Below are 10,762 nucleotides of genomic sequence, written 5' to 3'. Positions count from 1 at the left end.
GGCGGGCACGGGGCAGAAAGAGGGCTGTGAGCAGCCCGAGCACCGTCGCGCCCGCAGCGATCAAGAAGGAGACGCGGAAGCCGTGCATGGTCGGGGCGGTGATGCCGTTCACCGCATGTGCGGTGTCGGCGAGGACCATGCCGATGACGGCGCTGGAGACCGAGGAGCCGATCGAACGCATCAGCGTGTTGAGGCCGTTGGCCGAAGCCGTCTGCGAAGCCGGGGTCGCACCGACGATCAGGGCGGGGAGGGAGGAGTAGGCGAGACCGATGCCCCCGCCTAGGGCCGCCGTGATGATGAGGCTTTGCCAGGGTGCGCTCAGCAGGCCGAGGCCGGCGCTGTAGCCGATCGCGATGATCGCCATGCCGAGGATCAGGGTGACCTTGGGGCCGTGCTTCGCAGACAGCCGGGCGTATATGGGGACCGCGAGGACCATGGTCAGGCCCAGCGGCGCCATGCACAGGCCCGCGACCACCATCGACTTGCCGAGGCCGTAGCCGGTGGCCTTCGGCAACTGGAGCAGTTGGGGAAGGACCAATGAGGCAACGAGAAAGGAGGCGCCGACCGTGACCGAAACGAGGTTGGTGAGGAGCACGGCGGGGCGGGCCGTGGTGCGGAGGTTCACCAGCGGGGCCTTGCCACCTAGCTCGAACACGCCCCACAGGACGAGGACGACCCCCGCCGCGGCGAACAATCCGAGGGTGGTACCGGAGGCCCAGCCCCAGTCGCTGCCCTTGCTGACCGGCAGCAGGAAGAGGACGAGCCCGACAGACAGCCCGACCGCGCCGAGAAGGTCGAAGGTGCCCTGGGCCCGGGCCGGGGACTCGGGGACGACGAGCAGGATGAGGGCGATGCACAGGGCGCCGAGACCGGCGGAGCCGTAGAAGAGGGCGTGCCAGTCGGCGTGCTGGGCGATCAGAGCCGCAGCGGGCAGAGCGAGGCTGCTGCCGATGCCCATGGAGGAGCTCATCAGGGCCATCGCCAAGCCGAGCTTCTCGCGGGGGAGCGTGTCGCGCATCAGGCCGATGCCGAGGGGAATCGTGCTCATCGCGAAGCCCTGGAGGGTCCGGCCCGCGATCATCATGAGCAGGTTGCTGGTGAGGGCGCTGATGAGCGTGCCGGCGACCATCACCGCGAGGCTGCAGATCAGCATGCGGCGCTTGCCGTAGAGGTCGCCGAGACGGCCCATGATCGGTGTGGTGACGGCGCCGGCGAGCAGGGTCGAGGTGATGACCCAGGCCGCGTTGGCCGGCTCGGTGTCCAGGAGTTGCGGCAGGTCTTCGAGCACCGGGATGAGCAGGGTCTGCATCACCGAGACCACGATGCCCATGAAGGTGAGCACCGGGACGAAAGCCCCGCTCGACCCGATTGGAAGGCGGTCGGTCGACGTGAGCGGCATGAGGGGACGGCCTCCAGGCCGGGAAGTATGTGATGTCGTCGGATGCCGGATCCAGCGGGGGTGGCTCTTCGCCCTCCGCCGGCTGAGCCCCGGATGGCAGCGGCCGCGCCGTCCGCCGCGGCGTTGACCGCCTCGGGAGCGCAACTGATGGAAGGTGTTCTCCCGAGCGTGGCCCGGTCGGGTTCGGACACGGGGCGGGTAGCCGAGCACGTTCCGCTACTCGGCGGCCGGGCCACGTTCGGGGAGAAGGATGCCTGGTGAGCGGTGGCGTCAGGGCTCACGCAGAGCCGGAGGATCCCCTCGCCGGTTCGCTCGCGGCCCATGGGCCGAGGGCGAATCCGGCACTGTTCCGCCGGATCTCCAGGGCGCCGGCACCGCCGAAGTGCGCGGGGATGAGCAGTTCCCGTTCATCGGCCGCGCGCCCGAGAATCCGCCGGCGGCTGTCCGCCGCTTGTTCCGGTGCCAGGCAGGCGTTGCTGTTGCAGCAGGGGTGCAGGATCTGCACCGGGCTGTGCAGCAGGTCTCCGACGAAGACCGCCCGGTCTTTTCCGGACGCGAGTCGCAGTACCGACGAGCCGGGGGTGTGGCCGGGCGCGGACTCCAGGGTGAGGTGCTCGTTGATGCGGTGTAGGCCGTCCCACAGCACGGCCTGCCCGGCCTGGTGGACGGGCGCGATGCTGTCCTGGTAGATCAGGCGGTCGACCTCCTGCACGCCGTTGCCGTAGGCGTTGTCCGGACCGTAATGGAAGTCGTCGGCGGCCGGGATGAGGTACCGGGCGTTGGGGAACGTCGGCACCCACTGCCCGTCGACGTCGACGGTGTTCCAGCCGACGTGGTCGACGTGGAGGTGGGTGTTGACCACGACGTCAACATCCTGCGGCCGGACACCGGCCTTCGCCAGCAGTCCGGGGAGATCGCTCCGGGACCGGTGGAACGGTCCCATGCCCGGTCGCTCGCGCCCGTTGCCCGCTCCGGTGTCGACCAGGACGGTCCGTCCGCCGCTGCGCAGCACCCAGCTCTGCAGGGCGGAGACCACTCTGCCGGTGTCCGGTTCCCAGTGGTCCGGCGCAAGCCAGCCCTCGTTGTCCTTCCACACGTCGGCGCCGATCCGGGGGAACATGTCGGAGGTCGGCAGGAACGGTTCGTGCCACTCGACGACCCGGATGACTTCGACATCTCCTAGCAGCATGCGCTGCACACTCTCGTTCTCGTGCGACATGCGCTCAACCGTAAGAAGGCTGGAGCGAGCTTCTCAATGCTCATCCAGCTCAATAGAATACGCATCCGTCTCATACCGGAGCGTGTGGAGATATTCTGGCCGCATGGATGTGGTGAGTGACGCGATCTCCGCCGTTCACCTCGGACACCCGTGGTTCCACCGGGTACGGACGAACGGGAGTTGGTGCGCGCGGCTCGACCCCTACGACGGCGCGGGCTTCTACGTCGTGCTGGAGGGGGGCTGCTGGCTCCTGACCGACGGCGGCGCGTCGGTGTCCCTCGGCGTGGGCGACGCGGTCCTGCTGCCTCACGGCACGGGCCATGTGATCGCCGACTCTCCCGCCGATCCGGCGGTCGCGACGCAGAAGGCGGAGCCGTTCGAGCAATGGCTTGCGGAGACCGGACCGCGAGCCCGCCCCGGCCGCGACGGTACGGAGATGCTCTGCGGCAAGTACTGGCTCGATTGCAGCCGGATGCACCCGCTGATGGCGGAGTTGCCCGAGATCGTTCATCTCCCCAGCCGAATCGGCAGCCACCTGGAACTCCGTGCCGCGATCGACCTGCTCGCCGGCGAGCTGGACGAGGTGCGGCCCGGCTCCTGCGTGGCGCTCCCGAACCTGCTCGACCTTCTCCTCGTCTACATGATCCGCTCCTGGATGACCGAGACCACCACCGGAACCTGGCCCAGCGCACTGGGCGACCCGGTGACGGCCGCGGCGCTGCGGGCGCTGCACTCGAAACCGGCTGCGCCGTGGAGCAACGACCGCCTGGCCGCGGAGGTGGGCGTCTCCCGTCCCACCCTGGCCCGCCGGTTCACCACCCTGGTCGGCCGCCCTCCGATGGCGTACCTCACCTGGTGGCGCGTGATCCTCGCCGCCACCCTCCTTCGCGACACCAGGGAAACCCTGGCCGCCATCGCCGGCCGAGTCGGTTACGGCAGCCCGTACGCGCTCTCCCACGCCTTCGAGAGGGAGTTCGGCACTACACCGGGGCGATACCGGAAGCAGGCCGCGGGGAGAGCCGCTTCCGCCGCAAACCCGCCACCAACGTCCGAGCAAGCTGACACCGGAGCCTGGGCCAGGCGGCGCACCGGGGCGTGAGACTGGAATCGTCTTCAGCCGTCCGCTGGCGGGGTTCCGCTGCGGAGACGCCGGGACGGAGATCCGCGCCCGCGGCGAGGCCGTCGACCCGCCAAGATCAATGTGCCGCGCGAGCTTGAGCGGAAGCAGCGGCTTCCGCGGCCTCCTGAAAGTCGACGACGGCCTCACCGTGGTCCCTCGCCCAGTTCGTCAGGACCTCGATGGGCTCGACGAGGGTCCGACCGAGGTCGGTGAGGCTGTACTCGACTCGCCGTGGTGCTTGCGCCCGGCGTTCGACCAGACCGTACTGCTGGAGCCTGCGCAGCGTCTGGGTGAGGACCTTCCGCGAGATTTCACCGATGAGGCCGACGAGCTCACTGTGCCTGCGCGGCCGTTGGCTGAGCCCGAAGAGCACGAGCGCGGCCCATTTGTCGGAGATGATTTCGACCGCCAGGCGAGTGGGGCAGTCGGCGAGGAAGACGGGTCCGGTCGCGTTCTGCATGGTAAACGAAGGTACCAGGAGGTAACGCACGACTCCGTAACGTCTTCTGCGAGTGCTGAACCAGCACCGGATGCGGAGGAGTCACCATGCCACGAGTCGTTGTGTTCGACGAGTTCGGCGGGCCGGAGGTCATGCACGTTGTCGAGGAGCCGATCGTCGAGCCCGCGGTCGGCGAGGTACGGGTCAGGATCGAGGCGTTCGCCGTCAACCCGCTCGACCTCATGATGCGTTCCGGCGCCGCGCCCGCGCCCGTCCCCTTGCCGCACGCCCGCCTCGGTGTCGAAGGAACCGGCGTCGTCGACGCGGTGGGCCGCGACGTCACCGGACTGCGGATCGGCGATCCGGTCATCCTCACGGCCGTTCCGGACGCGAGCGTCAGGGGCAGCTACGCCGAATACACCACGGTCCCCGCGAGCCGGGTCGCCGCCCGGCCGGCCGGGCTCGCGATCACGGACGCGGCGGCGGTCTGGGTCGCGTTCTCCACCGCCTACGGCGCGCTCGTCGAGAAGGCGCGGATGCGGCCCGGCGACCACGTCCTCATCACCGCCGCCTCCGGCGGCGTCGGCCGGGCGGCGATGCAGATCGCAAATCAGATCGGTGCCGTGCCCCTCGCCATCACCCGGCACACGGCGAAGACGGACGAACTGCTCGCCGCCGGTGCGGCCGCGGTCATCGCCACCGACCAGGCGGACGTCGTCGAAGCCGTCCACCACCACACCGGCGGGACAGGCGCCGACATCATCCTCGACCTTGTCATGGGCCCCGGCCAGCAGGATCTTCTCAAGGCGGCCCGCCCCGGTGGAACACTGGTCGCCGCAGGCTTCCTTGACGCTCGGCCCACGTCCTTCCCGATGGGCACGCCCCTCACGGTCTTCGGCTACCAGAGCTTCGAGCACACCCTCGACGCGGTCGTGGTGAAGCGCATGGCGGCCTTCCTCAACGCGGGTGTCCGCCTCGGTGCACTGCGGCCCGCCGTCGACGAGGCGTTCGCCCTTGACGACATCGTCGAGGCGCACCGCCACCTGGAGAAGGGGCTCCACGCCGGAAGGAAGGTCGTCGTCACGGTCTAGGAACAAGCCGGATAAGCCGCCCATGGCTCATGGGTCCGTGCGGGTCGATTCTCGGCACGTGCAGGTTGCCCGGGAATAGATTGGGCTGTACTGTAAAGTCTAAATCTGGCGACATGCAGTGGATACCCAACTGTGGAAGCACATGAGCGGCCGGTCGGGCTGCGGCGGGGGGCAGTGTCCGGGTCTCCGGCACTGCTCCCGGTCGGGCAATGACGGCCCCGTCCGGCCCGGGGACCGGCATGCGAACGGGGAAGGGGCGGCGTGAGCGGACAGTCGAGCACGGACCAGCCGGGGGCGCGGCGCACGGAGGTCCGACGCCGCAGGTCGGCCTCCGACGAGAAGATCCTCGCAGCGGGGAAGGAACTCTTCCTGGCCGACCGCTATGACGGGGTCACCCTGGAGCGGATCGCTCAGCATGCCGGGGTCTCACGGCAGACCGTCTACAACCGCTTCGGTTCGAAGGAGCGGGTCTTCCGGGAGGTGATCCACTACCACTGGTCGGCGTTCACCGGCCCGGACCGGCGGCTCGTCGAGTGCGACGCCGGCGCGAGCGCCGAGGAGGTCCTTCGCGACTTCGCCCGGTCGCTCCAGCACTTCGCCACTGAGACCGACCAGATCCGCTTCGCCCAGCTCGTGGTGACCGAGTCCGGGCGTCTGCCCTGGATCGCGGACGAGTTCTACCGGGTGGGCAAGGGGCCGGTCGTGGCCGCCTTCGTCGGCTGCCTCGACGGTCTGGTCCGCGGCGGCCGTCTGCGATGTCCGGACACCTACCTCGCGGCACGCCAGTTCATGGGCCTCGTCCAGGAGTTCCTCGTCTGGCCGGCCGTCATGGCCTTCGAAGAGGAGGTCGCCGCTCAGCCCTCCGCGGAGGTGGTGATCGAGGAAGCCGTACTCAGCTTCCTGGCCCGCTACGGCCCCGCGTCCCACGGCCCGGCGCGGCTCGCCTGAGCCGCCCGCCGAACCCCATTTGATCCGTCCCGCGCTCTGGAGTGTCCGTCATGCCCGCAGACACCATTTCTCTTGGCGATGTCGAAATAACGCGCGTGGTCGAGTGGTCCGGTCCCATCCGTACCGCCCGCTTCATCATTCCCGACAGCAGTGAGGAGACCTGGCGGCGCAACCAGGAGTGGCTGGCGCCGGACTTCTGGTCCCCGGCCGATGACGCCTATCGCTGCCACATCCAGACCTGGGTCCTGCGCAGCGAGGGAAAGACCGTCCTGGTGGACACCGGGGTCGGCAACGACCGGGAGCGCCCGCAGGTCCCGCAGTACGCCGGGCTCCGGACCGACTACCTCGCCCGCCTGCGCGAGGCCGGCGTCGCCCCCGAGGACGTCGACGTCGTCGTCAACACCCACATCCACTACGACCACGTCGGCTGGAACACCGAACTGCGCGACGGGCAATGGCTGCCCACCTTCCCCAACGCCACGTACCTGATCCCCCGCGCCGACGATCTCTACTTCGATCCGGAAGGCTCCGGCCGCAGCCGGGCGCCGCGCGACGAGCACGAACGCGTCCGCTGGGAGGGCGCCAAGCTGGTGTACAACGACAGCATCGCCCCCGTCCACCGAGCCGGACAGGCCGTCCTGTGGGAGGACGCCCACCGCATCGACGGCAACCTGCTGCTGGAGGCCGCACCGGGCCACACCCCCGGCTCGTCCGTCCTCACCCTCCGCTCGGGCACCGACCGCGCCGTCTTCGTCGGGGACATGCTGCACAGTCCCGTCCAAGTCCTCGAACCCGGCTGGAACAGCTGCTTCTGCGACGACCTCGACCTCGCGGCCGAGACCCGCCGCGCCTACCTCTCCCGCGCCGCCGAGCTGCGGGAGCTCGTCATCCCGGCCCACTGGCCGGGACACGGCGCCGCCGAGATCCGCAAGAACGGTGACGGCTTCGGCATCACCGCATGGGCCGCCTTCCCACGCGGCTGATTCAGGCGGACGGCGGGGAGCCGGCACGGTGACCACCCGGCCGACCGAGTGGTCACCGTGCCGTCGTCGGCTCCGGTGCCCTGCGGGAGCGACGGCAGGCCGGCGACGAGGTGTACGGCATGCGCCGAGATGGGCGGCGTGCACGTCACCGTCACATCAGCCGACTCAGCGTTCAGGCTGTTGGCCGAGGAGAAGGTCGGCGTTCCGCGTGGTGAGGGTCCGCCAGTCCCGGTGCGCGTCCGCCAAGGCCGCGTCGAGTGACGTCAGCAGGTGCAGGGCCAAGTCGTGCTGCGTCCAGGCGTAGTCGCTGCCGTAGAGCAGCCGCTCCGGCCCGGCGATGCCGGTGAGCGCGGCGATCTGCTGCTTCGACGGCATGCCGGCGAGGTCGTAGTAGAACCGTCCGAGGATGTCGCCGACCGTCGCGCGGTCGGCCGGTTCACCGCTGATCGTGCGGAACGCTTCGACGCGCTCGGTGAGCAGCGGCAGCACTCCGCCGAGATGGGGCACGATCAGGCGGATTCGAGGGAACTTCGCCGCCGCGCCGCTGAGGATGAAGTCGATGACCGTACGGGCGGTCTCGAAGAGGAACTCGATCATCGGCTGCGGCCGTCCTGACGAGAGTTCCTCGTGCCCCGGGCAGGTGGTCGGGTGCAGCAGGACGATCGCCGCCCGGCGGTCGAGTTCGGCGAGCACCGGTGTGAGACGCTCGTCGGCGAGCCGGATCCCCGCATGGTTGGACAGCAGCGCCACGCCTTCGGCACCGAGCTCGTCGAAACAGTAGGCGGTCTCCGCCAGTGCGCCGTCCACATCGGGCAATGGCAGGGTGGCGAACTGCCCGAACCTGTCCGGATGCCTCCGCACTTCCTCGGCGCAGAACTCGTTGACCGCGCGGGCAAGGCACCGGGCCGCCGCGTCGTCACCGAAGTGGGTGCCCGGCGAGGACAAGGACAACATCGCTTTGGCGATACCGGCCTCGTCCATGAGCGCCAGATGCGCTTCGGCGGTCCATTGCGGCCAGTAGTCCTCGGGCATGCCGTCGGGTCGCACATGGCCGCCTGCCTTGGCGGCCTCGATGTAGTGCGCGGTGGTGAAGTGGGCGTGAAAGTCGATCAGGCCTTGCGTGCTCATCGCTGTCTCCTCCCAAGGGACGGGCTGACCAGACGCCTTTACGCTAGGAAGCACGGCCGTCCAGTGGCAGGAGGAATGCCACTGAGTGAAACGGAGATAGGGTGACATCAGATACCCCCAAGGCGGGCGAAGCGGTGATCGACCGGGCCTTCGCGGTGCTGCGCGCCTTCGACGCCGACCACCGCGCCTTGCCCTTGGCGCGCCTCGCCCAGCGGACCGGTCTGCCCCGCAGCACCGCCCTGCGCCTGGCTCGCAAGCTGACCGAGGCCGGGGCGCTGGAGCGCCTCGACGACGGCCGCTATGTCATCGGCCTGCGGCTGCTGGAGATCGCCTCGCTCGCCCCGCGCGGGCACGGGCTGCGAGCCGTTGCGATGCCGTACCTGGAGGACCTCTTCCACGTCACACGCCAGCACATCGTGCTGGCGGTGCGGGACGGCACCGAGGCCCTGCTCGTGGAGCGGCTGTCCGCGCACAACGCCAGTCCGGCGCTCTACCGGGTCGGAGGCCGCATGCCCCTGGCCCGGACCGGAGTCGGCCTGGCCCTGCTCGCCCACGCCCCCGCCGATGTGCAGGAGCAGATCCTCGGGGACTTCAAGCCGGGCCATGGCCGTGACGAGGTCCGCACCGCGGAGGATCTGCGCCGTGTCCTCGCCGAGGTCAGGCGGGGCGGCTACGCGATCGTGAGTCAGGCCGAGCCCTTGCCGCACACCGCGGCGGCGGCACCGGTCCGCGACGCGGACGGCGTCGTCGCCGCGGTGTCCGTGGTGGCTCCGAGCATTGATTTCGACGCAGCGGTCTATGTGCCGGCCGTCCGCGCCGCCGCGCGTGCCATCTCACGAGAGATGAACGGCGGTCGCCAGGCCGGTTGAGCCCGGCGAAACGGCAGCACCGGTCACGGTCAGCCGCCTTTCAGGGACGAGGTAGTGCTGGTCGAACTTGTGAACATGGGTGTCGCGCCCCGACACCCATGTAGTTGACGACGGTGTGCGCGGAACCCAAGCGGTGGGTTCGCCAGCGGAAGCGTCCACAGGCCGGCCGGGCTCGACCAGGGTGCTCCGGTCGACACGGCGACTTGGCCGGGCAGTGGTTCTGAGGCGATGAAACGTGTAGCCACTTAAGCGGCCGATGCTGTGGGGCTATCCGGGGGGTGCGATGAGGCGGTGTCGCATCTCGCCGATCGTCTCGACATACGTGACGAGTTCGTCACTTGGCGCCAGCCATCGCTGCGGGGTCCGGCCCAGTCCGACACCGGCGGGCGTTCCGGTGAAGACGAGGTCGCCGGGCAGCAGCGGTAGCAGCGCCGACAGGTGGGCGACGAGGCGGGGGATGGAGAAGATCATGTCACCGGTGCGGGCTCGCTGCACCAATTCCGCTCCGACGCGGCAGCCGAGGGCCACGTCATCGGGATCGTCGAACTCGTCGACGGTCACCACGCAGGGTCCGGTCGGTCCGAAGCCCGGTAGCGACTTGCCGAGGCTGAACTGGGGTGCGGGTCCTGCGAGTTGCGTCCTGCGCTCGGACAGGTCCTGGCCGGCCGTCAGCCCGGCGACGTGATCCCAGGCGTCCGCCTCGGCGACCTGCCGGGCCGTTCGGCCGATCACCGCGACGAGTTCGACCTCCCAGTCGGTGTGGCCACCTGGCGGCAGGACGACGTCCCCGTACGGTCCGGTGATGCACGTCGGGAACTTCGTGAAGACGACGGGTTGCTCGGGGGGCGCCAGACCGGATTCCGCAGCGTGGTCGTGGTAGTTGAGCCCGATCGCGAACACCTGTCGTGGGGCCGGTGCGGGGGCGCGGAGGTCCGCCGGGGAGAACGGCGCGGGGTCCGGGAGCCGGGGGGTGCCGGCCGTCCAGGCGGTGAACTCCTCCCAGCGGTCGTAGATGGCGGACGGGTCGGAGCTGAACCGGCCGGAACTGGCGGCCTCGATGTCGATGGCGCCGTCGTCGGCCAGGAGAACGAGCCGGCCGTTCAGGTTCGCGATGCGCACGGGCGCTCCTCGGTGATCTCGATGGTCAGGCCCTGCGGGTCGCGGAAGTAGGCGACATGGCGGCCCCGGTTCGGGCCGGACGTGATCAGCACCGGGCCGGTGCTCCTGGGGCGGGCCCCGAGCGAGGTCAGCCGGGCGAACTCGGTGACGAGGTCGTCGGCGGTCAGGCAGAGGTGCGCGGTGCCGGGGTTCTTGGTCTCGATGTCGACCGGGATTCCGGCGGGTTCGAGGTACTGGATCAGCTCGAGGCGGACGTCGCTGCCCGGGATGCGGAAGATCGCGATGTCCAGCCGCGCCCCCGGGTAGCCGACCTGGTCGGCGGTGTAGGGCGCGTCGTAGATGCGCCGGACCTCCGGCGGAGCGCCGAACAGCCGTTCATAGAAGGCCGCCGCCGAGTCGAGGTCGGCGACCGTGAAACCCATGTGCGAGACACCGGTGAGCATGGCG

Annotated in this window: 11 protein-coding genes; 5 read left to right on the top strand and 6 right to left on the bottom strand. The window is 69.8% G+C overall.

What is annotated here, in order from left to right; all coding sequences use genetic code 11:
• Positions 1 to 1,399, bottom strand: a 1,399-nt coding sequence (locus E1284_RS00700; RefSeq protein ID WP_131935918.1) for an MFS transporter, incomplete at its 3' end; no start/stop codon positions are given.
• A gap of 277 nt (positions 1,400 to 1,676) precedes the next feature.
• Complete coding sequence (locus E1284_RS00695) at positions 1,677 to 2,618, bottom strand: MBL fold metallo-hydrolase (RefSeq protein WP_131935917.1); 942 nt, start codon at positions 2,616 to 2,618, stop codon at positions 1,677 to 1,679.
• A gap of 103 nt (positions 2,619 to 2,721) precedes the next feature.
• Between E1284_RS00695 and E1284_RS00690 the strand changes: the two genes are divergently transcribed.
• Positions 2,722 to 3,717, top strand: coding sequence for an AraC family transcriptional regulator (locus E1284_RS00690; protein ID WP_131935916.1), 996 nt, complete (start codon positions 2,722 to 2,724; stop codon positions 3,715 to 3,717).
• A gap of 97 nt (positions 3,718 to 3,814) precedes the next feature.
• On the opposite strand, the gene E1284_RS00685 is transcribed toward E1284_RS00690, so the two are convergent.
• Positions 3,815 to 4,198 carry a winged helix-turn-helix transcriptional regulator gene (locus tag E1284_RS00685; protein ID WP_131935915.1) on the bottom strand — a complete coding sequence of 128 codons (384 nt, stop codon included), beginning with the start codon at positions 4,196 to 4,198 and terminating at the stop codon, positions 3,815 to 3,817.
• Between the two features lie 86 nt (positions 4,199 to 4,284).
• Here E1284_RS00685 and E1284_RS00680 point away from each other — a divergent pair, with 86 nt between their 5' ends.
• From E1284_RS00680 to E1284_RS00670, 3 genes are all read left to right on the top strand, one after another.
• A complete protein-coding gene (locus E1284_RS00680) occupies positions 4,285 to 5,268 on the top strand; it encodes a zinc-dependent alcohol dehydrogenase family protein (protein WP_131935914.1) in 984 nt (327 codons plus the stop codon).
• A gap of 261 nt (positions 5,269 to 5,529) precedes the next feature.
• Positions 5,530 to 6,216, top strand: coding sequence for a TetR/AcrR family transcriptional regulator (locus E1284_RS00675; RefSeq protein WP_131935913.1), 687 nt, complete (start codon positions 5,530 to 5,532; stop codon positions 6,214 to 6,216).
• A 50-nt stretch (positions 6,217 to 6,266) separates the two neighbouring features.
• A complete protein-coding gene (locus E1284_RS00670) occupies positions 6,267 to 7,199 on the top strand; it encodes an MBL fold metallo-hydrolase (protein WP_131935912.1) in 933 nt (310 codons plus the stop codon).
• A gap of 165 nt (positions 7,200 to 7,364) precedes the next feature.
• On the opposite strand, the gene E1284_RS00665 is transcribed toward E1284_RS00670, so the two are convergent.
• A complete protein-coding gene (locus E1284_RS00665; protein WP_131935911.1) occupies positions 7,365 to 8,327 on the bottom strand; it encodes an amidohydrolase family protein in 963 nt (320 codons plus the stop codon).
• A 101-nt stretch (positions 8,328 to 8,428) separates the two neighbouring features.
• Between E1284_RS00665 and E1284_RS00660 the strand changes: the two genes are divergently transcribed.
• A complete protein-coding gene (locus E1284_RS00660; protein WP_207923465.1) occupies positions 8,429 to 9,196 on the top strand; it encodes an IclR family transcriptional regulator in 768 nt (255 codons plus the stop codon).
• Positions 9,197 to 9,463: 267 nt separating this feature from the next.
• Here the strand turns inward: E1284_RS00660 and E1284_RS00655 are convergent, their stop codons facing one another.
• Together E1284_RS00655 and E1284_RS00650 are read right to left on the bottom strand one after the other, a co-directional pair.
• Positions 9,464 to 10,315, bottom strand: coding sequence for a fumarylacetoacetate hydrolase family protein (locus E1284_RS00655; protein WP_131935910.1), 852 nt, complete (start codon positions 10,313 to 10,315; stop codon positions 9,464 to 9,466).
• Positions 10,297 to 10,758, bottom strand: coding sequence for a VOC family protein (locus E1284_RS00650; RefSeq protein ID WP_131935909.1), 462 nt, complete (start codon positions 10,756 to 10,758; stop codon positions 10,297 to 10,299). The genes E1284_RS00655 and E1284_RS00650 overlap by 19 nt, the downstream gene beginning before the upstream one ends.
• Positions 10,759 to 10,762 lie beyond the last annotated feature (4 nt).

The organism is Actinomadura bangladeshensis (genome assembly GCF_004348335.1).
GTDB lineage: Bacteria > Actinomycetota > Actinomycetes > Streptosporangiales > Streptosporangiaceae > Spirillospora > Spirillospora bangladeshensis.
This window is presented reverse-complemented; position numbering and strand designations above follow the sequence as displayed.

Coding starts and splice junctions, on each gene's coding strand:
- E1284_RS00695 (WP_131935917.1), bottom strand. CDS start 2,618: ATGTCGCACGAGAACGAGAGTGTGCAGCGCATGCTGCTAGGAGATGTC.
- E1284_RS00690 (WP_131935916.1), top strand. CDS start 2,722: ATGGATGTGGTGAGTGACGCGATCTCCGCCGTTCACCTCGGACACCCG.
- E1284_RS00685 (WP_131935915.1), bottom strand. CDS start 4,198: ATGCAGAACGCGACCGGACCCGTCTTCCTCGCCGACTGCCCCACTCGC.
- E1284_RS00680 (WP_131935914.1), top strand. CDS start 4,285: ATGCCACGAGTCGTTGTGTTCGACGAGTTCGGCGGGCCGGAGGTCATG.
- E1284_RS00670 (WP_131935912.1), top strand. CDS start 6,267: ATGCCCGCAGACACCATTTCTCTTGGCGATGTCGAAATAACGCGCGTG.
- E1284_RS00665 (WP_131935911.1), bottom strand. CDS start 8,327: ATGAGCACGCAAGGCCTGATCGACTTTCACGCCCACTTCACCACCGCG.
- E1284_RS00650 (WP_131935909.1), bottom strand. CDS start 10,758: ATGCTCACCGGTGTCTCGCACATGGGTTTCACGGTCGCCGACCTCGAC.